The sequence below is a fragment of the Gymnodinialimonas sp. 57CJ19 genome (genome assembly GCF_038396845.1).
Classification (GTDB): domain Bacteria; phylum Pseudomonadota; class Alphaproteobacteria; order Rhodobacterales; family Rhodobacteraceae; genus Gymnodinialimonas.
Genome location: NZ_CP151587.1, coordinates 1723262 through 1746471, shown reverse-complemented (window position 1 = coordinate 1746471; position 23210 = coordinate 1723262). Strand labels below are relative to the sequence as shown.

Genomic DNA, 23210 nt, shown 5'->3' with positions numbered 1-23210 from the left:
TTGGTTTCCTATAAGTTACGAAACCAAATGGTATCACATTATGACCCCTGACCCTCAATCCACCTTCAAGGCTCTCGCCGATCCAACCCGGCGCGATATTCTGGGGCTGCTCAGCACCCAGGACATGACCATTGCGCAGGTGGCGGGCCATTTCGACATGACCCGCCCCGCCGTGAAAAAACACCTCGCCGTGCTGGAAAGCGGGCGCTTCATTACTGTCTCTGCAAGGGGGCGCGAACGGATCAACGCGATCAATCCTGAAGGCTTTCGTGCGTTGGAAAGCTGGCTGAACATCTTCGATCGCTTCTGGGATGATCGCCTCTCTGCCCTCAAATCTGCCGTTGAAAAGGACGCAACATGACCACCCACACCATCGAAAAGACGCTGATACTGGCCGCCCCTCCTGCCGATGTCTGGGCGTTCCTGACCGTGCCCGACAAGCTGGCTCTCTGGTTCCATCGCCCCGATGCGGCGCTTTCCGCGCCCGGCCCGTTCTCCATGCCCGGCGAAGACGGCGCGCCTTTGGTCTGGGGCGAGGTGCAAGACGCGACCGCGCCCGAAAGCCTGACCTACAGTTTCACCGCCCGGCCGATGGGCGGCCACATGACCGAGGTTTCATGGACCCTGACAGCGGTGGAGGCTGGAACTCGCCTGCACCTTGTCCATTCCGGCGTTCCCGCCGGAGCCGAGGCTTTCGGCCTGCTCACCGCCTTTGACGCGGGGTGGGACGACCACTTGGTTCGGTTTCGCAAAGCCCTGTCCTAAGGTCTTGAAACTGCCCCTTGTCGCAGGCCCCTTCGCCGCCTATCTGCATGGGTGGCGGATCTACCCTTCTCGTACCTGTGGCAACATTCCAGTGGCCTTAAGCAAATCCGAGGGAGCTGGCTCTGGCTTGACCGTGGTCATGCTATCTGGCGCCCACCTGTACATACAGGTCCTCGGGAATAAACGCCTCTACGGAAGCGGTGGTCCCCGCCACATTTACCGCCGCCCTTGGCGAACCCTCGCCAAGGGTTCCGGCGCACCTTGGGCAACCTGCGGCCATAGACTATATGTTAATCAGACATTTAGTGGAGCCGCCCCCAATGCCCGATCAGACAGCCCCCCAAACCAACCCCCACGGGTTGGCCCACGCCCGCGAATTGCAGGGGCACCTGACCGCGCTAGACAGTTTCTCAGGTACCGCCTTGGCGGTTTTGGCGACCGCGTCGGGCATCTACACGTACCTTGGCGTCTCCTCCCTGTTGGATGACACGGGCGCGCTGTCGTTCTTTGCGGCCTCGGCCTATTCAATCGCCGTGTCGGTGGGCATTTTCGTGTTCTGGTCCTACCTGATGCGCCTGATGCCTGCGATGCGCACGACCGGCGCAAAGCTGAAGTTGATGGGGGCGATGGCCCTGGGATCGCTGGCCATTATCGCCATGTCGTCCTGGCTGAACGCCGCCGCTTTGGCGGGGTCTGCAGCGGTAGAACAGCACCTCGCCCAAACGGTCCAGGAATACCAAGAAGCACTGGAACACGCCCACGACACTGCCGTCAGCGCGCAAGCTCTGGAGCGTGATGTCGCCCGTGTACGCCAGTCGTTTGAGGATCTTTCCGAGCAAGAGGCGGCGGGCGATCTGTCCGGCCTTGCGGGACGCGGCGCCGTGTTCCGCGTGTTGCGCCAAAAGGCCGAGGAATTAGCCGCCTTGGAGGTTCAAATTCAGGCGCAATCCCCCCTGATTGAGGCCGCCTTTGAAGAGGGCAACGCGATCTTGTCGCGGATGCGCGCATTGATCGTGGAGCCCGGCGCGGTTGAGGCGCGCTCCGTCGCGTTCTCGGAAGATGCCGTGCGCCTTGCGGGGCTGGTGTCGTCCCTGCGGCAACTGTCCGTGGCCCCCTTGGTGGACCGCGCGGCCGAGGATCTGTCGGCCTCTGTCGTGTTACCCGAACTCGATTCCACCGTCGCGGGCGGCCAGGCGGCGCAGCAATCAACCATCACTTCGGTCCTGCAAGTACTGGCCCTTCGCGCCCAATCATTGGAAGAAGCCGCCGAACAAGTGCTGGCCCTGCCCCCCGCCCCCGAGGTGAGCTACGCTCCGATATCCTCGGCTGATGCGGTGATCCTTTATGCCGGCAACTTCGTGCCGTCTTGGGCCGGGGCGATCGCGATTGATCTGTTGCCTGCCGTCCTGGTGTTGATCCTGATGGTGACCCAGGGCGCGATCCGGACGGGGCGCGGAGACTTGCCCGCCGAGGACACGCTGACCCTGGCCGAGCTGCGCTCTGCCCTCCATGCCATGCGCGAGATGGAGGCATTGGATACGCCCCCCGCTGCCGCGCGCCCTGGCGAAAACGTACAACCGATGGCACCCCAGCCGGTACGATCGAATGACTGACACTTCGGCGATGGCAAAGCACGGCGGCGGCTTCACCGTCAAACGCGCGATGACCGCCATTCTGGCGTTTCAGATCGGCATGGCCGTGGTTTTGGCCGGGTCCGATCTACTGGGCTCTTTGCCGCAACTCTTGTCCGGGCCAGACGCCCCCGCGATGGATGCCCCGATTGCCCCAGGCGACCAGGTGCGCCGCTTTCGTCCCGGCGATCTGCCGCAACGCGATCGCGGCAACCCGGATCGCCAGACCCCTATTCCAGACCCCGGCGATATGCCGACGCGTCTGCGCTTCTCGGTCGAGCAGGACGTGGCGCTGTTGACCGGACAGATCGCCCCCGGCGATGCCGCGCGTTTTACGGAATGGCTGGACGCCGACGCGACCTTTGACACCATTCGCCTGCATTCCCCCGGTGGCTCTGTGGCGGACGCCCTGGCCATCGGTCGCACGATCCGCGAAAACGCTTTGGCCACCATGATGGAGCCCGGCGACATCTGCCTTTCCGCCTGCCCCTACGTTCTCGTTGGTGGCACGACCCGCAGCGTGCCCGACACCGCAATGGTCGGCGTGCACCAGCATTACTTTGGTGAGAACACCGCCCTGCCGGCCTTTTTGGCCATCGAAGACATTCAATTCGGTCAGGGAGAGGTGATGGCCCATCTCGACGACATGGGGATCGACGTGCGTCTGATGCAGCCCGCGCTGACAACCCCGCCAGAGGCGATCTACCTGCTCCTGCCCGATGAGCTGGAGCGCTATGGCATCACTGTTTCCGATGACGCGCCTGCCGCCTCAGGCGGCTGATTGATCTTGGGTCTCTCGGGCGTCAGGCAACTTGAAGTCGCTTAGCAGATCGTTGACCCTTTTAGAGAGCGCCGAGGTTTCCCTTGCGGTGCGGCTCGAGGTGTCCGCCATGGTCGAATTGTGAGCTGCGAGATTGTTCACATCAGCAATTTCCCCCACCAGATCATGCAACCATTGCGATTGGCGGGTTGATCCTTCTGCCAAGCGGCTCAACACCTTATCCACGTTGGTAATCTCGTCCGATACTTCGGTCAGCACCATTCCCGCTTCGCGGACCAGCTTGACCCCTTCCGAAACATTGGCCGTGCTATCGTCAATCATGGACTTGATCTCCTGCGCGGCGCTGCCCGACCGACGGGCCAGATCGCGCACCTCTGACGCCACGATAGAGAACCCCCTGCCCGCGTCGCCTGCGCGGGCGGCCTCGACCCCCGCGTTCAGCGCCAGAAGGTTCGTTTGGTGTGAGATCTCGTCGATCAGCATGAGCACATTGTCGATTTCCCTTGAGGAGGTGGCGATGCGGTCCATCGCGTCGGTCACGGCCAATACGACCCCGCCTGAGCGTTCCACATTCGCCTTCGCCGTGCTGGCCAAATCTGCCGCCTGTTGCACGTCGTTCGCGTAGTCCTTCACCTCCTCCGACAATACGTTCACCCGGTCACTGGTGGCATTCAGGGTGGCAACCTGTTGGCTTGTGCGCGCCTCCAGGTCTGCGGCGGATTGGGCCATGACTTGGGCCCGTGTGCCCAGGTCGCCCGTGGCCTGCGAGATATTATTCATGACGTCGCATAGGCGCGTGGTGGCGGCGTTGAAGTCAGACCGGATCGAATCGTATTCAGGGTCAAGCGGCACGTCGAAATGCCGGGTCAGGTCCGCACGGGCCAGATCGGCCAGCCCTTCGGTGACCAGTTCCACAACCTTCTGCGCTTTGCCCAATATCTGCGCTTCGTCCGCAGCTTTCACCTCGGCCGCGTCGCGACGCAGCGCCAAGGTATGCTCCTTGAACGCTTGCACCGCGGCGGCCATATCCCCCACCGCATCGCCGTGGTCGGTGTCGGGGATCACCACATCATAGGTGCCGGTCGTAAACTGCTTCACCGCGCCCGTGATCCGCATCACCCGCCGGATCAGGCTTTCAAAGGTGGTGACCGCCATGGCAGCCGCCCCGGCCGCGACGCACAATGCGAAGGTCAGCTGCAACCAATACGCCCTGTGCGTTGAGGTCAGAACACCAAGGGCCGTGGCGCTGACATTACTCATCAAATCTTGCTCAATCGCGCGCAGGTGGTCGATCCATTGCGTCGACGCAACGAACCAATCCAACGGGCGTAGCCCAGAAATGCCGTTGCTCGCCATCGCTTGATCAATCGAACCGCGAAACAGCCCCATGTCTTCTGCGCTGGGATGCGCCGTGATCCGTTCCGCCAGTTCCGGTGAATGGCTTGCCTGACCCGCACTTCGCAGCAGCGTATTCATGCCTCCTCGGAGCATCACGAATTCCGTATACAGCTCAGGCGGGAATTGCACCCGACCAAGGCCCGCCGCCCCGATGGCCAACTCCAACCCTGCCGCTTCCTTCGCAATCGTTAGAAGTAGCGCCGCCTGAAGGTCAGCCATCACCTCGTCTTCGGTAATGAGCCCCGTCAGCTCTGTTTGAATGCGTTGAATGGCAAGAATGGACCCCGTGTAAAACGCAACGATCTCAGGCACGCTCAACGAAACCCGGATGACCGCAGCACGTTGATCCGCCAATTGCGCCAAGTCCGCTTGCAACGGGCTGACGTCGTCGGGGTATCGCGGGGCCAATGCCGCAAGCGTTGCCTGTATTTGCACCAAGGCAGCATCGGTTTGCTGCCTCTGGGCGTTCAATTCATTGGTTAAAGCCCGTCCGTTGGTTGTCGTGAAGCCCGCCGACACCCCCCGTTCGCGTTGCAATTCATGGACAAGATCGCTCAGCTCGGAAAATTCCAACGTCACGGCATGGGTCGTCTCCGCATTGCGGATATCTGCGCGCAAGCTTGAAAGTTCCAACCAGCCGAAATACCCCAATGCAATCAGGAGCGGCGCAATCATCAACGCCATGCGCGTCCGCAAATTCATATACGACACTCCGATTCGAGGTTACCCCGACAGGATTAGCCGCAACTCACTAACGGATGTTTAAAACGCTTCGGGCTTCGCTTCGCGCGCCATGTGGTCCAGCACGGCGTTCACAAACTTCGCTTCCTTCCCTTCAGGAAAGAACGCGCGCGCGACGTCAACGAATTCGGTAATCACCACCTTGGGCGGCGCATTGCCCGCAACCAGTTCGGCGCCCGCCGCGCGGAACACCGCCCGCAAGGTCGGGTCAATCCGGTCAATCGGCCATTTTGCCACCAGGGCGCGGTCGGTCATCTGGTCAATTGCGCCCTGTTTGCTGACGGCATCCTCAAGTGTTTTGCGGAACAGGTTGGGATCGCCTTCGGCCATCTCATCCCCTTCATAAACCTCACCAAAACGATAGTCCTCAAACTCCACCCGCACCTGATCGTAGGTCTGGTTGGAATGCTCCATCTGGAACAAGGCCTGCACCGCATAGAGCCGTGCCGCCGAGCGCATCTGGCGCTTTTCGTCCCGTGACGGGCCTTTGGATTTCTTGTCGCTCATGCTGTGCTTGATCCGTCTGCGATCTCGATGGTGTCGCCCGAAAACCCTCCGGGCTTGAAGCCGAGGTTCCCCTTAGGCGCGCCGTACTTCCGCGTCAACGCGATCAAGTGCAATGCGGCCTCTGCCGCGCCGCCCGCGGTGTTCAGACGGGCCCCATCGGCGCGTTCTTCGGCTTGATCGCGGTTTTCGACGGTGATGATCCCGTTGCCGATGCACAGGCCCTGCAAGCCCAACATCGTTAACGCACGAGAGCTTTCGTTAACCACAACGTCATAGTGCGACGTCGCCCCCCGGATCACACAGCCCAAGGCCACGAAGCCGTCGAAATTGCTCATCCTATGGGCGATGCCAATGGCGGTGGGCACTTCCAGCGATCCCGGCACCTCAATCGTCTCGTGGGTCACGCCTGCCCGGTCCAGCACGCCCCTTGCGGCGTCCAGCTGCGCGTTCGAGATCGCGGTGTAGTAAGGCGCAATCACAATCGCCACCTTGACGGGCTTATCAAAGGTTGGAAGCCCCAGATCGTTGTCAGAATGACCAGCCATTAACCAAGCTCCGAAATTTTGCGCGTGCCGACGATCGACAAACCATAAGCGTCCAATCCCACCACCTTGGGTTGCGGAGAGTTCGTCAGCAGGATCAAGTCGCTCAACTCCAGCGAGGACAGGATCTGCGCACCAAGCCCATACTGGCGCAAGGTCTGCGGGCTGACTTCGTCGTCGGCGACCAGTTTCATCGTCAGATCGCGCAGCAGTACCAGAACGCCCCGGCCTTCCTCTGCAATCAGGCGCATCGCGTCGCTAAACTCAGCCGCGCGTCCCTTGGGGCCAATACCCACGACATCCAGCAACGGATCCATCGCGTGCATCCGCACCAGCACGGGATCATCGCCGCTGATATCGCCCTTGATCAGCACGATATGCTCCGCACCCTGGGTCTGGTCCGTGTAGATCCGCATCGTCCAGTCGCCGCCGAACTCCGAGGTGATAACCTCTTCCTGATTCATCCTCACAAGGTTGTCGTGACGGCGGCGATAGGCGATCAAATCGCTGATCGTGCCAATCTTCAGACCGTGACGCTGCGCGAAGGCAATCAGGTCCGGCAAACGCGCCATGGAGCCATCATCGTTCATGATCTCACAGATCACGCCCGAGGGGTTCAGCCCCGCAAGGCGCGAGATATCAACCGCCGCCTCCGTGTGGCCGGCGCGAACCAACACGCCGCCATCCTTGGCGCGTAGCGGGAACACATGGCCCGGCGTCGCGATATCCTGCGCGCCCTTGCCGCCATCAATGGCCACCGCCACCGTCCGCGCCCGATCATGGGCACTGATCCCGGTGCTTACGCCCTCGCGCGCCTCGATGGAAATCGTAAACGCTGTCTCATGCCGCGACGAGTTGTTGGTGCTCATCAGGCTCAGGCCCAGCGCGTCAATGCGCTCTCCGGGCAGTGACAGACAGATCAACCCGCGCCCATTGGTGGCCATGAAGTTGATCGCTTCCGGGGTCGCCATCTGCGCCGGGATCACCAGATCCCCTTCATTCTCGCGGTCCTCGTGATCCACAAGAATAAACATCCGCCCGTTGCGTGCATCATCAAGGATTTCCTCCACCGAAGAAATCGCATCGGACCAATCCTTCTCGACCGGACCGGGTGTTTCAAAAGCTTGCGACATAAAGCGACATCCCCTTTGCACGTCAGACATAACGGCAGATAGTCCAACCCGTGCGCATTGAAAAGGCATCGCGGCCCTTCAGCTTGGGAACATCACGTCCCTTGGGATCGTTCCGCCAAGGCCCGCTATGGCGCTCCACTCTTTCTCCAGCTCTGTCACCGCGACAACAACCAAGCCATCGTAGGGAACCGCAGCTTCCGCCGCCAAGGCTCTCAACCCCTCTCTGGCGCCGCGCCAACTCGCCATCAGGCCCGGCGCCCGCCCCGCGCCGTCAATCACGCCCGGCTCCAGAAAAGCCGCCGGATCGCCGGGCCCGTGGACCGCAATCAACCGGGCCGCCGCCCCTTCCAACCCTTCCAACCGCGCCCGCTCCGCCTCAGGCACCGCCCCGCCGCGCCGCACGCCCAAAGCGTTGTCCGAGAACAAGAACCCCACAATATCGCGCCCTGTCACCGCCCTCACAGTCGCATAGGTCTTATACGGCAATCCCAACCTCTGCGCCCGCTTCACCCGCAACCTTACAACTTCCAGCGGCAACGCAGGCATCAACGCCGCCCGCGCCTTGCCCCAGGCCACCTTCCTGAAGCCAAACCCAGCCTCCAGACTTGGCCCCCGATTATGTCCCATCATCCCCGCCATCACACGTCCTCCATACATGCCACCGACTCCACCGCGTCCCCTGCCGCCCCAGCTTCGCTGGCAAATCCGCCCTCGCCAACCCAAAGGAACCGCTACCCATGGGCATCCTCCGGGCCTCCTCTGCATTCTGCCTACGAAAACAGCGCCTCCGGCTCCCGTCGCACATCCACGCAGCGCTGCCCGGACCAATCCTCACCGAAGCGGACCACCAGCCGCTTCCCGCCCGCTCCTTCATCTTGGCCAATACAACTCAACCCCGACCCATCCCCCCGCGCCTCGGCCGGCGTTTATCCCCTCAAGCCTTCCAATCCACCAGCCGCGCCACGTATCTGGCCAGCGTATCAATCTCGAAGTTGACCAAATCGCCCACTTTCGCGCCGCCCCATGTGGTGACCTCCTTGGTGTGGGGGATGATATTCACCCCAAACTCTGCGCCATTCACCTCGTTCACCGTCAAAGACGTGCCGTTCAGCGCGACCGAGCCCTTGGGCGCCACAAACCGCCCAAACTCCCCCGGTGCGCGGAAGGTGAAGCGGGTGCTGTCGCCCTCGTCTTCCACCGCGATGATCTCTGCCACCCCGTCCACATGGCCCGACACGATGTGTCCGCCCAATTCGTCGCCCACCTTCAAGGCGCGCTCCAGGTTCAACCGCCCCCCCACGGCCCACGACCCGATGTTGGTCTTTGATACCGACTCAGCCGAGATATCCACGTCGAACCAATCCGGCCCCATCGCCACGACCGTCAAACACACCCCGTCACACGCGATCGAGGCGCCCATATCCACCGTGCTCATATCGTATCCGGTGCCGATCCGCGCCCTCAGGTCTCCGCGGTGCTCTAGCGCGCGCACCTCGCCCAGATCGGTGACTATTCCTGTAAACATCTGCAAACTCCCGTGCTTCTCTTTCCTGATATCTCTCTCCGTGGCGCAAGGTCCAGCCACGCAGATGTCACATTTCAGCCCTCAGGCCGCCCTTCCGCTTTGCTCTTGTTAACGAAATCCGGCTACACAGAGCTACGACCGAAGGATCACTCACCGATGGCCCCCAGCCACGCCCACCGCACATTTCTGTTCCTGCAAGGCCCCCATGGGCCGTTCTTCTCCCGGCTGGCCGGGATGCTGTCGAACGCGGGCGCTCAGGTTTGGCGGGTGGGCTTCAACCGCGGCGATGATGCGTTTTGGCCCGACAAATCCACCTATATCCCCTTCACCGCCGCGTCCGAGACCTGGGCCGACCACGCCGCCCAACTTCTCGACGAAAAGGGCATCACCGATCTGGTGCTTTATGGCGATACCCGCCCCATTCATGCCCAAGCCATTGCCCATGCCAAGGCCCGTGGCATCACCGTTCACGTGTTCGAAGAAGGCTACCTGCGGCCCTATTGGGTCACCTATGAACGTGGCGGTGCCAACGGCCATTCTCGCCTGATGGATACCCCGGTAGCCCAAATGCGCAACGCCCTGAAGGATCTGGACCTTGATCTTCCCGATGCGCCCGCCAAATGGGGCGATATGCGTCAGCATGTGTTCTACGGCGCGCTCTACCATTGGTTCGTAATGAGCCGTAATCAGGAATATGCCGCGTTCCGCCCCCACCGGGCGCTGACCGTTACGCAAGAATTCCGCCTCTACCTGCGCCGCTTGGCGCTGATGCCCTTGCTTTGGCTCGACCGGGTGCAGGCCACGTACCGGATCAAGACCGGTGGCTTCCCCTATCACCTTGCCCTCCTGCAATTGGCCCATGACGCCAGCTTCCGCGATCATGGCCCGTTTGAAAGCATGGCCGAGTTTCTGGAGGTTCTGATTTCCGGCTTCGCCGATGGTGCGCCCTCCCATCATCATCTGGTGTTCAAGGCCCACCCCCTGGAAGACGGGCGCACGCCGATCCGGGCCGATATCATCCGCCTAGCCGCGCAACATGGCGTATCGGACCGCGTCCACTACGTGCGCGGTGGCAAACTGGCCCGCCTTCTCAACGATGCCCGCTCTGCCGTGACGGTGAACTCCACCGCCGCGCAACAGGCGCTTTGGCGCGGACTTCCGCTGAAGGCCTTCGGCCAAGCCGTCTACCTCAAGCCCGAGTTTGTCTCGGATCAACCCCTGGCCGCATTCTTCCAAAACCCCTCTCGCCCCGATAGCCGCGCCTACCGCGATTATCGCCATTATCTGTTGGAAACCTCTCAGATCACCGGCAGTTTCTATTCGGCCCGCGGGCGGCGTCAATTGCTGCGGCAAGTGGTGGACATGATGCTTTCCAAGGAAGATGCCTACGATGCGCTGGACGCAGGCAGACCGGCACCAAGGCAACACCTTTCGCTGGTAAAATAACGCAATACTTGCAAGGGGCTTCCTAGAGCCTGCCTTTTTGGATAGTCTGCAAAAAAACGAGAATAAAATATCTGAGGCAGTTCAGGCTAAAGGAGCCATCCCCGTGACATCGAGGGTTCCCCGTTTCGCGCGCATCATTGCGCTGTGCACTTGTGTTGTGTCGCTCACCGCTTGTGATGTGATGACACGTGTCCTTCCATCTGCTGGTCCGACCCGTAACCAGATCTTTGCAGGCTCCGTCCAGAACGAGGGCGACGCTTTCGTGGTCGAGGTCAACCAACGCGTGACCGCCGCCACCTCGCTGGTGCCCACCTTGGGTTTCCCGCCCGCGTTGCTGAACGCTGGTGTCTCCAATACCGACGTGATCAGCCCCGGCGACACCCTGACGCTGACCGTGTTTGAGAACGTGACCGATGGTCTCTTGGCGGGCGAAGGCGCAAACGCCGCGCAGTTGTCGACGCTTCAGGTTGATACCTCCGGCCATATCTTCATTCCCTACGCAGGCCGCATTCGCGCCGCGGGCAACACGCCGGAACAACTGCGTGCAATCATCACCCGTAGCCTTGATGAACAAACCCCGGACCCGCAGGTCATTGTCACGAGAGAGCCCGGAAACGGCGCCACCGTGGTCGTCACCGGCGATGTGAACAGCCCCGGCATTTTCCCGATTGAACGTCCCACACGCACGCTTTCGGGCATGCTCGCGGCAACTGGCGGCACCACGATTGATGCAGAAATCACCCGCGTTACGCTGGTACGGGGCGGTCAGACTGGCACCGTTTGGTATCAAGATGTCTTTCGGGACCCCTCCATCGACGTGGCCCTGCGCGCCGACGACCGGATCTTGATCGAAGGCGATACCCGCCAATTCACCGCCCTTGGTGCAACCGGTACGCAAACCGTCGTGGACTTTGACAGCCAGGTGATTTCCGCCATTGATGCGATTGCTTCCGTTGGCGGCCTGAACCCTGCGCTGGCTGACCCCACGGGCGTTTTCGTGCTCCGTAATGAGCCCGAGGAACTGGCCAATCTGGTCCTCGCCCGAGATGATCTGACGGGCACGCAACGGATGATCTACGTGCTTGATCTGACAGCCCCCACCGGCATGTTCGAGGCCCGTGATTTCGTGATCCGTGATGGCGATACCGTTTATGTCACCTCTGCCCCGATCACCCAGTTCAACAACGTGATCTCTGCCCTGACAGGTACGCTGACGGGTGTTGCAAGCGTCGCATCGACGCTCGCCGATACGTGACGCCAACCGATGGCTGACACAGGCGCTTGGGGCGGTGGGTCTGATGACACCTCCGCCCCGCCCGCCCGACGCCACGCCTACCACTTCAACGCGGGCTTTCTCACCAACGCCCGCGTCCGTCGCATCCTTTCCCTTGCTGGCTACGACCTGAAACTGGGCAAACCCGGGCCTTCGGATGATGTGGTCGTCTGGGGCCACTCCCCCTACGCCCCGCGTGGCGAGGCCGTGGCCGAGGCCACCGGCGCCCATCTTGTCCGGGTCGAAGACGCCTTCCTGCGCTCTCTCCACCCCGGCCGCTCCGGTGAGCCGCCCCTGGGCCTCGTGATTGACCGCCGTGGTATCTATTTCGACGCCACGCAGCCCTCGGACCTCGAACATATCCTCTCCACCCATCCCTTCGATGACACCGCCCTGCTCAACCGGGCCCGTGATGTCATGGCCCGCATGGCCGAGGGGCACCTGTCGAAATACGCAGCCAATGATCCGGCGCTTTTGCCGCCCGATCCCGGATATGTCCTGCTGATTGACCAGACCAAGGGCGATGCGTCGATCCAGCTTGGCCAAGCCACTCCCGATAGTTTTGCCGAGGCACTGGCCTGGGCCCGTGAAGATCACCCCGACGCCCATATCGTGATCAAGACCCACCCCGAAACCCGTGATGGGCACCGCCCCGGCCATTTCGACCCTGCGGCGCTGCCCCCCAATGTCTCCCTCGATGATCGCCCCATCAGCCTATGGCGTATGTTTGAAGGGGCCCGCGCGGTCTATACCGTGACCTCCCAAGCGGGGTTCGAGGCGATACTTGCGGGCCACAAACCCGTCACCTTCGGCGTGCCATTCTATGCCGGATGGGGCCTGACCGATGATCGCAGGCCCACGCCCGCCCGTCGCCAACGGGTGCTGACCCGGGCGCAATTGATCGCCGGTGCCTTGCTGCTCTATCCCACGTGGTACGATCCCTACCGCGATACCTTGGGCACCGCCGAAGACGTGATCGGCGCGTTAGAGGCGCAATCTCGCAGCTGGCGCGAAGATCGCATGGGTTACACCGCGCTCGGCATGCGCAGCTGGAAGAAGGGTCACCTGAAGGCGGGTTTCGGCCAACATGGCCCCCTGACCTTCGCCGATACGCCCGCCCCGCCGCAGCCCACGATCATCTGGGCGGGCCGGGAAACGCCCGCCATTGCCGCCGCCTGCGCCGATGCGCCGCTTCTGCGGATGGAAGATGGCTTTCTGCGCTCTCGCGGCTTGGGCGCCGAGCTCGTCCCCCCCCTCTCGCTGGTGCTCGATGACCTGGGCATCTACTACGATCCGACCCGCGAAAGCCGTCTGGAGCATCTGATCGCCCAAGCCGCCGCCCTGCCCATGCCGCGCTTGGATCGGGCCGAAAAGCTGATCCAATCCCTGCGCCGTGCCGGGCTGACCAAGTATAACATCACCGGCGGCACCCTGCCTGACCTGCCGCCCGATCGCCCGGTGATCCTCGTCCCCGGGCAGGTCGAAGATGACGCCTCCATCCGCCTCGGCGCCGGTCCGGTAAAAACCAACGCGGCCCTCTTGCAGACCGCCCGCACCCTGCATCCTGATGCCTTCCTGATCTACAAACCCCACCCCGATGTGGAGGCTGGCTTGCGCACCGGCGCCCTTCCCGACGACGCCCGCGCGCTGGCCGACTATATCGCCGCCAACACCGGGGCCGAGGCGCTTCTGTCCGTCGCCCACCGCGTCGTCACCATGACCTCCGCCATGGGGTTCGAGGCGCTGATCCGCGGCCTGCCCGTCACCACCCTTGGCGCGCCCTTCTATGCTGGCTGGGGCCTCACCACCGACCACGGGCCCGTGCCGTCGCGCCGTGTCGCGCAGCCCTCACTGGCCGCCCTCGTCCACGCATCCCTCATCACGTATCCGCGCTACACGGACCCGGTCACGGGCCAGCCCTGCCCCGTCGAAATCGCGGTCGAGCGTCTATCCACAGGCAAGGGCCTAACAGGGAAACCAACCCTCCGAGCCTTGGCAAAACTCCAGGGCTGGATGGCCGGGCAAAGCTGGATATGGCGCAGATGATTGCACAAATGCCATGAGATTTCAGGCCGTCCACAGGGTTATCCACAGAAATTGGCATAATTTCGAACTAATCCGATTTCCGCACCCAAAGGCTCAACCCGTCCGCGCCCATCTGCTCGACCTGCTCCAATTTGAAGCCCGGCGCCTCGGCCAGCGCCGCAATACCCATCGCGCTCACTGCCGGCGTCCCCTCAGCGCCCAGGATCAATCCGCCCGAAAAAACCGCCAGCCGATCCACCAGATCAGCCGCCAGAAGCGAGGCCGCCAACGCGCCCCCGCCTTCGCAGAAAACCCGTGTCAGACCCGCCTCTCCCAACCGTTGCAACACGGCCTTGGCATCGACCTGGCCGCCCGCGCCCAAGGCACATTCCATCAGCACCGCGCCCTCGGCTTCCCATGCTTGCCGTGCGGCCTCTGGCGCGTCCGGCCCGTGCAGCAACCACACCGGAACCTCCCGCGCGCTACGCCCCAAAGCGCTCTCGACCGGCACATCCAAGCGCCCCGAGACAACAACCCGAACCGGCTGTGGCACCGCGCCCATCCCGCGCACCGTCAGGGACGGATCATCGGCCCTTGCCGTCCCCGCCCCAACCATCACCGCGTCGTGGCGCGCCCGCATCCCGTGAACGCGCCGCCGTGCGTCCGACCCGGTAATCCACTGGCTCTCGCCACTCGCCGTGGCAATCCTTCCGTCCAACGAGGTCGCAACCTTCAGCGTCACCATCGGACGCCCTTTTTGGAGGCGTGAGAAAAACCCCTCATGGGCTTGCAGGCCCTCGCCCTCAAGAACGCCGGTAACAACCTCTATGCCCGCCGCCCGCATCCGCGCGATCCCGCCGCCCGCAACACGCGGGTCCGGGTCCTGGCAGGCGACCACAACGCGGGTCACGCCTGCGTCAATCAAGGCTTGAGCGCAGGGGCCGGTCTGTCCTGTGTGATTGCACGGCTCAAGGGAAACGTAAGCGCATGCGCCCTGGGCCAATGCGCCCGCCTGCGCCAGCGCCTTTACTTCCGCGTGGGGCCGCCCGCCGATGTCGGTCCAGCCGCGCCCCACGACGCGGCCACCTTTCACCAAAACGCAGCCAACCGCCGGGTTCGGCCAAACCCGGCCCAACCCTCGGGCGCCCAGCGACACCGCCAGCGCCATCCAGCGCCGGTCACTCATCTCAATTATCAGTGGAAGGCGTGGGCGGACGCAACTCGGACAAGAAGTCCTCGAAATCGCCCGTCGCCTGGAAGTTCTTATAAACGCTGGCAAAACGCACGTAGGCGACCGTATCAATCGCCGCCAGACGCTCCATCACGATCTCACCGATCACCTTGGATTGCACATCCGTCTCTCCAAGGCTCTCCAACCGCCGCACCATGCCAGAAATCATCTGATCCACCCGATCGGGGTCAATCGGACGCTTCTGCAACGCCATCCGGATCGAGCGTTCCAGCTTCGTCCGGTCAAAATCTTCGCGCTTTCCGCTGGATTTGATCACCACCAAATCGCGCAGCTGCACGCGCTCATAGGTCGTGAAACGGCCCGCGCAGGCCGGACAAAACCGCCGCCGCCGGATCGCCACATGATCCTCAGCCGGACGCGAGTCCTTCACCTGAGTGTCCACATTTCCGCAAAATGGGCAACGCATGGCGCAGCCTCCTGTCCCTAATGCGCATAACAGCTTACTGCCGCGCCTGCCTCTACCTTGGGGCTTATGCCCACTTATCCACAGGCACTATAGGCAGCCCCCCCCGCCTTGTGTAGACCCAATCCGCCCCCACAGGATATAGCGACACTCGACCTGTTGCACTCCGGTCAACATGCCCTTCACCTTTTTACAAATATCGAAGAACCACCTCTCACCCCTCGCAACGCCGACGGGAGCCACCACCATTCATTTAGAAACAGCACTCCGCCCAGTCTCGCTCAACCGATAAACGCCCTTGGATACCTTGTCGAACCACCCGTAATGGTTGTTGCGCATGATCATCGTCGCTTTCGCCACGCCCGTGGATTTCGCCACCTCCGCGCCCTTGGCCTCTCCGGCCAGCGCCAGAAACTCGGCGCACAACGTGGCCTCCTGCCGATAAGCCGTGACCCTGGGGCCCTGCAAACCGCCCCTGTTCGGGTCGCCGTCGCGGCGCTCGAACTCTCCCAGCATCGCGCGCTTCTTGCGGGCCACCTTGCGCGGCGCATAAGGGCCGGGGTCGCAATAGACCTTCACCGTGCCCGCGACGATATCCACAGCCATCACGCCTAGGCCCAGCCGCCGCGCCATGCGCACGTTTTCCCGCAGGGACTTCAGCCAGGGCCGCCCCTTCCCCTTCGACACGGCCACATAAACGCAGTCGCAAACCGCCAGTCGCGCGATCCCCTGATGGAACAACGTGAGAGAGAATCCCTTCTTCAACTCCACCACCACCATCTCGTCCCCGCGCAGGCCCATCACGTCCGCCGGGCCGATTTCGCCCTTCACGGCGTAGCCCTGCGCCTCTAAATGCGCCTTTACGGGGGGATATAAGTCGGTCTCTTTCATCGCGAACCACGCTACGCGCAAACATTGGCCCCGTGAATCCCCGAAACGCGCCCCTCAGGGCCGATTCACGGCTTGACACCCCGCCCCTGCCTTCGTACTTCCCAATCCAGATTTTCCGGGCGCAGAGTCTTCTCCGCGCCCTATTGGTTTCAAAGCCCCACGGCATCCGCCCCGGCTTTGCATGAGATACGAAGAGGACACCCCATGTCGCGCGTCTGCGAACTGACCGGCAAAGGCCCGATGACGGGCAACAACGTAAGCCACGCCAAGAACCGTACCCGCCGTCGGTTCCTGCCGAACCTAAGCGATGTGACGCTCGGTTCCGACACTCTGGATCGCCGCTTCAAGCTGCGCATCTCCAACGCGGCTCTGCGCACCGTTGACCACCGTGGTGGCCTCGATGCGTTCATGGCGAAAGCCAAGGACACCGAGCTGAGCGAACGCGCCCTCAAGATCAAAAAAGAAATCGCGAAAGCCCAAGCCGCTCAGGCCTGATCTTCTCGTCAGATTATCTGCATCGCCCCGCCGGGAAATCCCGCGCGGGGCTTTGTTGTTCCTGCAATCCGCCGCCCCCCCCTGCCCGCGCGGCCTCTGCCCGCGCTCCCCTGATTGTGGCATGGCCTCCCCCGATCCGCCGCGCTACACAGGCGCCATGATCCGCCGCGTGCTCCTTCATACGCTTCTTGCGCTCGCGCTTGTGCTCAGCGGCCTCACGGCTGTTGTCGCACAAACCCGAATGGCGATCTCGGGTGGCTATTGCGGCCTGTCCGCGCCCTCCCTTCTGCTCGATGCGTCCGGCCTGCCGATTCTCGACGATGACGGCGCGGCCATTGCTGCCCCCGATTGTCCCGCCTGTCACCTGACAGTTGCGGCTCTATCGGCCCAGCCCCCGCAGGCCATCGCGCCCACCGATCTGCTCCCCACGGCAGCGCTTTCTGCCCGTCCCCTCCCGCCTCTTTCCGTCGTTTGGTTGAACGGCCATGCCCGTGCGCCCCCGCGCCTGGCTTGACCCAAACCCTCAAACCAACGACACGTAAAGAGACGACAATGACCTTCAAAACAACGCTCCTCGCCACCGCCTTCGCGGTGCTCCCTGCCCTTGCCTCCGCCCATATGGTGATCGAAGACGCCTACGCCCGCGCCGCCAGCCCCGTGGCCCGTTCCGGGGGCACCTTCCTGACGCTGTTCAACCACTCCGACCAGGATGATGTGCTGATCGGCGTCACGTCTACGGCGGCAGAGCGGTTGGAGCTGCACACCCACATCCAGGAGGACTCTGGAATCATGCGCATGGTCGAGGTCGAAGAGGGCTTCCCCGTCGCCGCCGGCGAGCGCATTCATCTGGTGCGCGGCGGCATGCATGTGATGATGCTCGGCCTGACCGAGCCCTTGGTGCAGGGTGAAGAGATCGAGATCACCTTCACCTTCGAGCACGCAGACCCGGTGACCCAAACCATCATCATCGACAATGAACGTCAGCCCGATGCGGGCGGCCACGGCGATCATGGCGATCACGACGAGATGGAGATGGAGATGGAAGGCGGCGACCACTCCGACCACGACGCCGACAGCTAAAACGAAAAGCGGCCCCGCCGGAGTTCCGGTGGGGCCTGCCTCTCTCGCCTCGGTCATCCGCCCGACGCGTCTCTCATTACTTCAACAGTTACAGACCGTTAGCTGCAACTCTGCTCTGCCAGGGTCGAGAACGTGCGCCACGCGGACCACATTTCCTCGTCCCGGTCCCGGTCCGACTGCCGCGTATCCTGCGCGCGCTGGGGGTCGTCAAACCACCGTGCGCCCATGCGCATCTGACTGCGCGACAGCGTCTCATCCGCCGCATCACCGATGCACGAACACAGGCTGCGCGGCACATCACGCTCCGACGCCATACAAGCGCGCTGAATGGGGTTCGCCTCTGCGGCGTCTGGAACGACCATAAATGCCGCCGCGATAACGGGGTAAATCAATCTCATTGCAATTGCCTCTGGGTTAAACGGGTCTTTTCGCCCGGTCTGCTCTGCGCCCATTATGCCAGAGGCAAGGTATTTCGGTCAATTCACGACTTTGCGGGTGGGGGCAGTCGCGCCGCACCCGCGTCCCCCATGCCACGACCTTTTTCTCGAGCAAAGTTGCCTCGAGGGGGCCGCTGCGCGGTGATTGCGCAGTGATCTGCGGCTTTGTTCCGTGCCTAGGCAGAACTCAAACCCACCGCCCTAGAGGCCGCCGGACATGTTCGCGATACTCAATAGCGTCTCGCGATAGGCGCCCAAAAACGGCCCCAACGCCCAGCCCCATAAGCCGTAGCCAACAAGCGCCAACCCACCAATCGGGATTGCAACCGCCGCGACTAATCCAAACGCCAAACCAAGGCTAGCCACCACGCCCGCCAACGGGTCACCAGCCCCGGCTCTGGTAACTTGCGCTGCCAACCGCTTCCGAAGAGGCAACCCAATTACGGACTGCCAACTCAGAACGACTGCCACAAGGTGCAGTAGAGTCGGCAACGCCGTAGAAAACAGCATCGCGTACAACCACCAATAGGTGCCAAGGTCCGCCGCGTTCGCCAACAAATGACCCAAATCTACAAATTGAAACCCTGTCGTTCTGTTGAGCCACGCAACCATAAAGGTGAGAGCCACGCCCAAACCCAGAAACAGCAAAATAGCCAAGACGAAATCGACCAGACCGCTCAAGAACCTATGGTGCCGGCGACCGAGTTGAAGCAGCGCCAACGTAGCACCGTAACTCACAGCATCGAATACGCCGTTGATCAGAGGCAATACACCAAGGAAAAGGAAGTACGCGCCGCGTTCTGGTGTTACGCCGTCCCAAGAAATGAAGAATGCCGCGAACAAAAGCATGCAAGCAGGACCACTCAAAGCAATTGCACCAGCCTGAAAATCCTGCCCTCGATCGAAGCAACGCTCGACTGCGACTGCGAATGCGACTGCGAATGCGCCTGCGAATGCGACTACGACTGCGAATGCGACTGTGAATGCGCCTGCGCCTGCGAATGCGACTACGACTGCGAATGCGACTGTGAATGCGACTGCGACTGCGCCTGCGACTGCGAATGCGCCTGCGACTACGACTACGACTGCGCCTGCGACTACGACTGCGACAAGTACAGGAGCGCCAACTGCGATCAAACCAAAGTAAACGCCGAGAGTCGCCAAAACGGGCAACAGCCCCGCAACACTTCGAACGAACCGTTGCGGGGCTGTTGAAAGTCGCCGGGCGATCATAACTGACGCAAAAATTGCGAATAGCCCGCCAATCGTCGCAAGACGCTCAATCGGAGCGTCAGCAGCTTGTACGACTTCAACCGTGCCCAAATACGCCGCCCGACCGGTTGTTGCCCAAAACAGCACGAGCAGAAGGATCGGGTAGACAACGGCAAACAAAAGCGCCCGGTCCAGCAAACGGTAATTGAGGCAATCCGCTAGGATGCGGGCATCGCTCCGGTCATCCGGGTTTGGCGGCGCTGTGGAAAACACCCTTGTCCCCCACGCAACCAAACCTTCAGCGTAGCGATCGTAGAGCGGCGTGAACCGAGGGACAGAGAGGGTTTCAATAATTCGCTCACGTCGAGAAGAGTCATCCAATGCAAGCGCGACAAGCACAGCCGCCAAGAGGAGGCTCGCGCCACACATCGTGACCGAATTTGGCAACTCCACTTCGGTGATGGACCCAATACCAAAAAGCGTCGCGGAAAGGATGCCATAGAAGGCGAGAACGTGGCCCAGTTTCATCTTTGCAAATAGGGCCGGATATTTTGGCGGCGTCAACAGAAAGCTGAATTGAATATTGCACCCTTCGTAACAGTCCACACGCCCCCTTCCCCCGCCGCGCCCAACACGCTACATCCCCTTGAAACCCTGCATTTCAAGGCCGCGCCCATGACCGACCTCAACCGCATTCGCAACTTCTCCATCGTGGCCCATATCGACCACGGTAAATCCACTTTGGCGGATCGCCTGATCCAGCTGACCGGCACCGTTGCCGCCCGCGATATGCAGGCGCAGCTGCTCGACCAGATGGATATCGAGCGGGAGCGCGGCATTACCATCAAGGCCAACACCGTGCGGATCGAATACCCGGCCAACGATGGCGAGACCTATATCCTCAACCTCATCGACACCCCCGGCCACGTCGATTTCGCCTATGAAGTCTCGCGTTCCATGAAAGCCGTGGAGGGCTCTTTGCTGGTGGTCGATGCCTCCCAAGGGGTGGAGGCGCAGACGCTGGCCAATGTCTACCAAGCCATCGACGCCGATCATGAGATCGTGCCGGTCCTCAACAAGGTGGACCTTCCCGCGGCCGAGCCCGACCGGGTGCGCGAACAGATCGAAGATGTGATCGGCATCGACGCCTCGGAAGCTGTTGAGATTTCAGCGAAAACCGGCATCGGCATCCCCGATGTGCTGGAAGCAATCGTCACCCGTCTGCCCGCCCCCAAGGGCGACCGCGATGCGCCCCTGAAGGCGATGCTGGTGGACAGCTATTACGATAGCTACCTAGGCGTTGTGGTCCTGATCCGCGTGATTGATGGGGTCATCAAGAAGGGCGACAAGATCAAGATGATGCGGACCGGCGGGCAATATCCCGTGGACCGTTTGGGTGTGTTTACCCCCAAGATGAAGGACATCGCCGAGCTTGGGCCCGGCGAAATGGGCTTCCTCACCGCCTCCATCAAACAGGTGCGTGATACGCGGGTGGGCGACACGATCACCCACGACAAACACGGCGCGGCCGAGCCGCTTCCGGGCTTCAAGCCTTCCCAACCCGTTGTTTTCTGCGGCCTTTTCCCGGTGGACACGAACCAGTTCGAAGACCTGCGCGACGCGATCGAGAAGCTGGCGCTCAACGACGCCTCTTTCAGCCACGAGATGGAGACCTCTGCCGCCCTTGGCTTTGGCTTCCGCTGTGGCTTCCTCGGGTTGCTGCACCTCGAAGTGATCCGCGACCGGCTGGAGCGCGAATATGACATCGACCTGATCACCACGGCGCCGTCGGTGATTTACCACGTCCACATGCGCGACGAGACAGTCGTGGACCTGCACAACCCCGCCGACATGCCCGACCCGGCCCATATCGACCGGATTGAGGAGCCGCGCATCAAGGCCACAATCCTTGTGCCCGACGAATACCTCGGCGACGTGCTGAAACTGTGCCAGGACCGCCGCGGCATCCAGCTGGACCTGACCTACGCGGGCACCCGCGCGATGGTGGTTTACGACCTCCCCCTCAACGAAGTTGTGTTCGATTTCTACGATAGGCTGAAAAGCGTTACCAAAGGGTATGCGTCGTTCGATTATCAGATGATCGGCTACCGCGAGGACGCTTTGGTCAAGATGCAGGTCTTGGTTAACGATGAACCGGTCGACGCGCTCTCCATCATGGTGCACCGCGACCGCGCCGAGGCCCGGGGCCGCGCGATGGTTGAGAAGCTCAAGGAACTCATCCCCCGCCACATGTTCAAAATCCCGATCCAGGCAGCAATCGGCGGCCGCGTGATCGCGCGCGAGACCCTATCGGCCATGCGCAAAGACGTGACCGCGAAATGCTACGGCGGCGACGCGTCCCGGAAACGGAAGCTGCTGGATAAGCAGAAGGCGGGTAAGAAAAAGATGCGGCAATTCGGGAAAGTCGAAATTCCCCAATCCGCCTTCATTTCAGCACTCAAGATGGATAGTTAGCACGCAAAGGGGCCAGCCATAGCTGGCCCCTTTGCGTGACGGTGGACGACAGCGGTTTTTGCTTGCAAAAACTAGCGGGCCCACACAGGATTTAGGTATTGGACAGGTGCAGTATACCAAAGCGCATAGTTTAGTCATCTATTGGCGAGCCTACAAAGCTGGCAATTCAATTCATGCACTACAAGCGGCGCTCTACATAGAAGGCCTTTTCACCACTCCTTAATCAACCCTCTGCACTCAGGACCCCGAGCCAGCCAAGTCCCAGATGCCAACAGCCAAAGCTGGTACGCCAAGCTCACTTTTGAAATCTCACTATGCTCACGAGGTCGGCAATTGCTCATATGAGAAAATACTCACAAACAATCGCCAGACTTGGTGCCGGGCTAACATTGGTTGCCGGAGTTGTCTGGCTACTCTGGCCCGAGAACTTAGAATTCGTAGATAATCCAGAAGCTTGGTTCTTGGTCGTCACTTCGTTCTTTGTATGGGCATTTGTAGAACTACGTGACAGCGAAGAAATCGGACCCAACAACGTAAGTCAAAACGATATTCGAACCAGTCGAAAGATATTGGACTTACACTCGGGTCCGCTGCGATATTTACTCCTCGAAACCGATTTGTGGTCGTTTGTGGACAGTAATCGGTACAGCGATCTGGGAAACCTATGCTCTGACTGGAAGCGCCATCAATTTTTTTCCATAACAGAACTTTAAACAAGAAATTGTCGGACCTAATGGACCAGCTTGATGCATTGTCCATGAGAATTGCACAAGATACTGTCCCGGTTATGGTCGCAGGGGGATTCCAAACTGGCTACAAACCAGTCGATATCGTTCACGAGGATGAGTATCAAAGAAGGCGCGACCAAAGCAAAGTCGCCAATGAGATAGCAACAAATGCTTGGAAGCTTTTGGACGATCTCGCGAGGGTTGTCCGGGAAAAAGTGCCTCAGGCTCTCGACAAACCACTCTAGATCTCAAGCTTCTGTCCCCCCGACACACATTCAGAAGGACTCGCTGCCCGGCTCTGCCGGTCAGCGCCCGAACCGCCCCCATCGTGCCAAAGGCACGCCTGCGGCGTGACGCGGGCGCTTCTCGCCCACCCCGTCGGTTCGGACGCGGCGATCCCAATCGATGTTCCAGCTTTCTCACACGCCCCGGGGCTCCGCCCGTTCGCGGCTGAAACGGTCCACTGGACC

The 23210-nt window shown here is 61.5% G+C and carries 23 protein-coding genes; 12 read left to right on the top strand and 11 right to left on the bottom strand.

Translation table 11 applies throughout. The features are described from left to right. Positions 1-40 precede the first annotated feature (40 nt). The 4 genes from AADW23_RS08535 to AADW23_RS08520 all read left to right on the top strand — a co-directional run bounded on the left by AADW23_RS08535 (position 41) and on the right by AADW23_RS08520 (position 3177). Positions 41-361, top strand: a complete 321-nt coding sequence (locus AADW23_RS08535) for a metalloregulator ArsR/SmtB family transcription factor (RefSeq protein WP_341864083.1) — start codon at positions 41-43, stop codon at positions 359-361. Further along, positions 358-765 (top strand): SRPBCC domain-containing protein, encoded by a 408-nt coding sequence (locus tag AADW23_RS08530; protein WP_341864082.1) that lies wholly within the window; start codon positions 358-360, stop codon positions 763-765. Before AADW23_RS08535 ends, AADW23_RS08530 begins: the two co-directional genes overlap by 4 nt. A 320-nt stretch (positions 766-1085) precedes the next feature. Further along, positions 1086-2378: a hypothetical protein gene (locus AADW23_RS08525; protein WP_341864081.1), complete on the top strand. Its 1293-nt coding sequence runs from the start codon at positions 1086-1088 to the stop codon at positions 2376-2378. Then, positions 2371-3177: a hypothetical protein gene (locus AADW23_RS08520; protein ID WP_341864080.1), complete on the top strand. Its 807-nt coding sequence runs from the start codon at positions 2371-2373 to the stop codon at positions 3175-3177. Before AADW23_RS08525 ends, AADW23_RS08520 begins: the two co-directional genes overlap by 8 nt. On the opposite strand, the gene AADW23_RS08515 is transcribed toward AADW23_RS08520, so the two are convergent. The 6 genes from AADW23_RS08515 to AADW23_RS08490 all read right to left on the bottom strand — a co-directional run bounded on the left by AADW23_RS08515 (position 3166) and on the right by AADW23_RS08490 (position 9023). After that, entirely contained in the window at positions 3166-5277 is a 2112-nt protein-coding gene (locus AADW23_RS08515; protein ID WP_341864079.1) for a methyl-accepting chemotaxis protein, read from the bottom strand. The two genes, AADW23_RS08520 and AADW23_RS08515, sit on opposite strands and share 12 nt — an antisense overlap. Before the next feature lie 60 nt (positions 5278-5337). Then, complete coding sequence (nusB, locus tag AADW23_RS08510) at positions 5338-5823, bottom strand: transcription antitermination factor NusB (protein WP_341864078.1); 486 nt, start codon at positions 5821-5823, stop codon at positions 5338-5340. Continuing rightward, on the bottom strand, positions 5820-6368 hold the full coding sequence (locus AADW23_RS08505) for a 6,7-dimethyl-8-ribityllumazine synthase (protein WP_341864077.1): 549 nt from the start codon (positions 6366-6368) through the stop codon (positions 5820-5822). The genes nusB and AADW23_RS08505 overlap by 4 nt, the downstream gene beginning before the upstream one ends. Continuing rightward, complete coding sequence (gene ribB / locus AADW23_RS08500; RefSeq protein ID WP_341864076.1) at positions 6368-7498, bottom strand: 3,4-dihydroxy-2-butanone-4-phosphate synthase; 1131 nt, start codon at positions 7496-7498, stop codon at positions 6368-6370. The genes AADW23_RS08505 and ribB overlap by 1 nt, the downstream gene beginning before the upstream one ends. 78 nt (positions 7499-7576) lie before the next feature. Beyond that, positions 7577-8155, bottom strand: a complete 579-nt coding sequence (locus AADW23_RS08495) for a hypothetical protein (protein ID WP_341864075.1) — start codon at positions 8153-8155, stop codon at positions 7577-7579. A gap of 277 nt (positions 8156-8432) precedes the next feature. Then, entirely contained in the window at positions 8433-9023 is a 591-nt protein-coding gene (locus AADW23_RS08490; protein WP_341864074.1) for a riboflavin synthase, read from the bottom strand. 156 nt (positions 9024-9179) lie between these two features. Between AADW23_RS08490 and AADW23_RS08485 the strand changes: the two genes are divergently transcribed. The 3 genes from AADW23_RS08485 to AADW23_RS08475 all read left to right on the top strand — a co-directional run bounded on the left by AADW23_RS08485 (position 9180) and on the right by AADW23_RS08475 (position 13788). Then, positions 9180-10469 (top strand): capsule biosynthesis protein CapA, encoded by a 1290-nt coding sequence (locus AADW23_RS08485; protein ID WP_341864073.1) that lies wholly within the window; start codon positions 9180-9182, stop codon positions 10467-10469. Positions 10470-10650: 181 nt separating this feature from the next. Further along, positions 10651-11724 carry a polysaccharide biosynthesis/export family protein gene (locus AADW23_RS08480; protein WP_341864072.1) on the top strand — a complete coding sequence of 358 codons (1074 nt, stop codon included), beginning with the start codon at positions 10651-10653 and terminating at the stop codon, positions 11722-11724. Between the two features lie 9 nt (positions 11725-11733). Next, positions 11734-13788, top strand: a complete 2055-nt coding sequence (locus AADW23_RS08475) for a capsular polysaccharide biosynthesis protein (RefSeq protein ID WP_341864071.1) — start codon at positions 11734-11736, stop codon at positions 13786-13788. A gap of 67 nt (positions 13789-13855) precedes the next feature. On the opposite strand, the gene ribD is transcribed toward AADW23_RS08475, so the two are convergent. From ribD to AADW23_RS08460, 3 genes are all read right to left on the bottom strand, one after another. Beyond that, positions 13856-14953: a bifunctional diaminohydroxyphosphoribosylaminopyrimidine deaminase/5-amino-6-(5-phosphoribosylamino)uracil reductase RibD gene (ribD, locus tag AADW23_RS08470; protein WP_341864070.1), complete on the bottom strand. Its 1098-nt coding sequence runs from the start codon at positions 14951-14953 to the stop codon at positions 13856-13858. A gap of 1 nt (position 14954) precedes the next feature. Then, positions 14955-15425 carry a transcriptional regulator NrdR gene (gene nrdR, locus AADW23_RS08465; RefSeq protein WP_341864069.1) on the bottom strand — a complete coding sequence of 157 codons (471 nt, stop codon included), beginning with the start codon at positions 15423-15425 and terminating at the stop codon, positions 14955-14957. Positions 15426-15671: 246 nt separating this feature from the next. After that, positions 15672-16313, bottom strand: coding sequence for a DUF2161 family putative PD-(D/E)XK-type phosphodiesterase (locus tag AADW23_RS08460; RefSeq protein WP_341864068.1), 642 nt, complete (start codon positions 16311-16313; stop codon positions 15672-15674). Between the two features lie 204 nt (positions 16314-16517). Between AADW23_RS08460 and rpmB the strand changes: the two genes are divergently transcribed. The 3 genes from rpmB (at position 16518) to AADW23_RS08445 (ending at position 17888) form a co-directional block, all read left to right on the top strand. Beyond that, positions 16518-16808, top strand: a complete 291-nt coding sequence (gene rpmB, locus AADW23_RS08455; RefSeq protein ID WP_341864067.1) for a 50S ribosomal protein L28 — start codon at positions 16518-16520, stop codon at positions 16806-16808. A gap of 121 nt (positions 16809-16929) precedes the next feature. Continuing rightward, the gene (locus AADW23_RS08450; protein WP_341864066.1) at positions 16930-17322 is read left to right on the top strand and encodes a hypothetical protein; all 393 of its coding nucleotides are present in this window, start codon (positions 16930-16932) and stop codon (positions 17320-17322) included. Positions 17323-17360: 38 nt separating this feature from the next. Continuing rightward, the gene (locus AADW23_RS08445) at positions 17361-17888 is read left to right on the top strand and encodes a copper chaperone PCu(A)C (RefSeq protein WP_341864065.1); all 528 of its coding nucleotides are present in this window, start codon (positions 17361-17363) and stop codon (positions 17886-17888) included. Between the two features lie 98 nt (positions 17889-17986). Here AADW23_RS08445 and AADW23_RS08440 read toward each other — a convergent pair whose 3' ends face one another. Both AADW23_RS08440 and AADW23_RS08435 read right to left on the bottom strand, forming a co-directional pair. Then, the gene (locus tag AADW23_RS08440; RefSeq protein ID WP_341864064.1) at positions 17987-18286 is read right to left on the bottom strand and encodes a hypothetical protein; all 300 of its coding nucleotides are present in this window, start codon (positions 18284-18286) and stop codon (positions 17987-17989) included. Positions 18287-18526: 240 nt separating this feature from the next. Beyond that, entirely contained in the window at positions 18527-20143 is a 1617-nt protein-coding gene (locus AADW23_RS08435) for a hypothetical protein (RefSeq protein WP_341864063.1), read from the bottom strand. Between the two features lie 69 nt (positions 20144-20212). Between AADW23_RS08435 and lepA the strand changes: the two genes are divergently transcribed. Together lepA and AADW23_RS08425 are read left to right on the top strand one after the other, a co-directional pair. After that, the gene (gene lepA, locus AADW23_RS08430; RefSeq protein WP_341864062.1) at positions 20213-22012 is read left to right on the top strand and encodes a translation elongation factor 4; all 1800 of its coding nucleotides are present in this window, start codon (positions 20213-20215) and stop codon (positions 22010-22012) included. A 733-nt stretch (positions 22013-22745) separates the two neighbouring features. Further along, entirely contained in the window at positions 22746-22985 is a 240-nt protein-coding gene (locus AADW23_RS08425; RefSeq protein ID WP_341864061.1) for a hypothetical protein, read from the top strand. Positions 22986-23210 lie beyond the last annotated feature (225 nt).

What these genes read in the sequence shown, in the direction of transcription:
- nrdR (WP_341864069.1), bottom strand. Translation starts at nt 15,425, where the DNA reads ATGCGTTGCCCATTTTGCGGAAATGTGGACACTCAGGTGAAGGACTCG.
- AADW23_RS08475 (WP_341864071.1), top strand. Translation starts at nt 11,734, where the DNA reads ATGGCTGACACAGGCGCTTGGGGCGGTGGGTCTGATGACACCTCCGCC.
- AADW23_RS08440 (WP_341864064.1), bottom strand. Translation starts at nt 18,286, where the DNA reads ATGAGATTGATTTACCCCGTTATCGCGGCGGCATTTATGGTCGTTCCA.
- AADW23_RS08450 (WP_341864066.1), top strand. Translation starts at nt 16,930, where the DNA reads ATGGCCTCCCCCGATCCGCCGCGCTACACAGGCGCCATGATCCGCCGC.
- AADW23_RS08460 (WP_341864068.1), bottom strand. Translation starts at nt 16,313, where the DNA reads ATGAAAGAGACCGACTTATATCCCCCCGTAAAGGCGCATTTAGAGGCG.
- AADW23_RS08505 (WP_341864077.1), bottom strand. Translation starts at nt 6,368, where the DNA reads ATGGCTGGTCATTCTGACAACGATCTGGGGCTTCCAACCTTTGATAAG.
- AADW23_RS08425 (WP_341864061.1), top strand. Translation starts at nt 22,746, where the DNA reads ATGGACCAGCTTGATGCATTGTCCATGAGAATTGCACAAGATACTGTC.
- lepA (WP_341864062.1), top strand. Translation starts at nt 20,213, where the DNA reads ATGACCGACCTCAACCGCATTCGCAACTTCTCCATCGTGGCCCATATC.
- AADW23_RS08490 (WP_341864074.1), bottom strand. Translation starts at nt 9,023, where the DNA reads ATGTTTACAGGAATAGTCACCGATCTGGGCGAGGTGCGCGCGCTAGAG.
- nusB (WP_341864078.1), bottom strand. Translation starts at nt 5,823, where the DNA reads ATGAGCGACAAGAAATCCAAAGGCCCGTCACGGGACGAAAAGCGCCAG.
- ribD (WP_341864070.1), bottom strand. Translation starts at nt 14,953, where the DNA reads ATGAGTGACCGGCGCTGGATGGCGCTGGCGGTGTCGCTGGGCGCCCGA.
- AADW23_RS08480 (WP_341864072.1), top strand. Translation starts at nt 10,651, where the DNA reads ATGACACGTGTCCTTCCATCTGCTGGTCCGACCCGTAACCAGATCTTT.
- AADW23_RS08445 (WP_341864065.1), top strand. Translation starts at nt 17,361, where the DNA reads ATGACCTTCAAAACAACGCTCCTCGCCACCGCCTTCGCGGTGCTCCCT.
- AADW23_RS08495 (WP_341864075.1), bottom strand. Translation starts at nt 8,155, where the DNA reads ATGTATGGAGGACGTGTGATGGCGGGGATGATGGGACATAATCGGGGG.
- ribB (WP_341864076.1), bottom strand. Translation starts at nt 7,498, where the DNA reads ATGTCGCAAGCTTTTGAAACACCCGGTCCGGTCGAGAAGGATTGGTCC.
- AADW23_RS08535 (WP_341864083.1), top strand. Translation starts at nt 41, where the DNA reads ATGACCCCTGACCCTCAATCCACCTTCAAGGCTCTCGCCGATCCAACC.
- rpmB (WP_341864067.1), top strand. Translation starts at nt 16,518, where the DNA reads ATGTCGCGCGTCTGCGAACTGACCGGCAAAGGCCCGATGACGGGCAAC.
- AADW23_RS08515 (WP_341864079.1), bottom strand. Translation starts at nt 5,277, where the DNA reads ATGAATTTGCGGACGCGCATGGCGTTGATGATTGCGCCGCTCCTGATT.
- AADW23_RS08530 (WP_341864082.1), top strand. Translation starts at nt 358, where the DNA reads ATGACCACCCACACCATCGAAAAGACGCTGATACTGGCCGCCCCTCCT.
- AADW23_RS08485 (WP_341864073.1), top strand. Translation starts at nt 9,180, where the DNA reads ATGGCCCCCAGCCACGCCCACCGCACATTTCTGTTCCTGCAAGGCCCC.
- AADW23_RS08525 (WP_341864081.1), top strand. Translation starts at nt 1,086, where the DNA reads ATGCCCGATCAGACAGCCCCCCAAACCAACCCCCACGGGTTGGCCCAC.
- AADW23_RS08520 (WP_341864080.1), top strand. Translation starts at nt 2,371, where the DNA reads ATGACTGACACTTCGGCGATGGCAAAGCACGGCGGCGGCTTCACCGTC.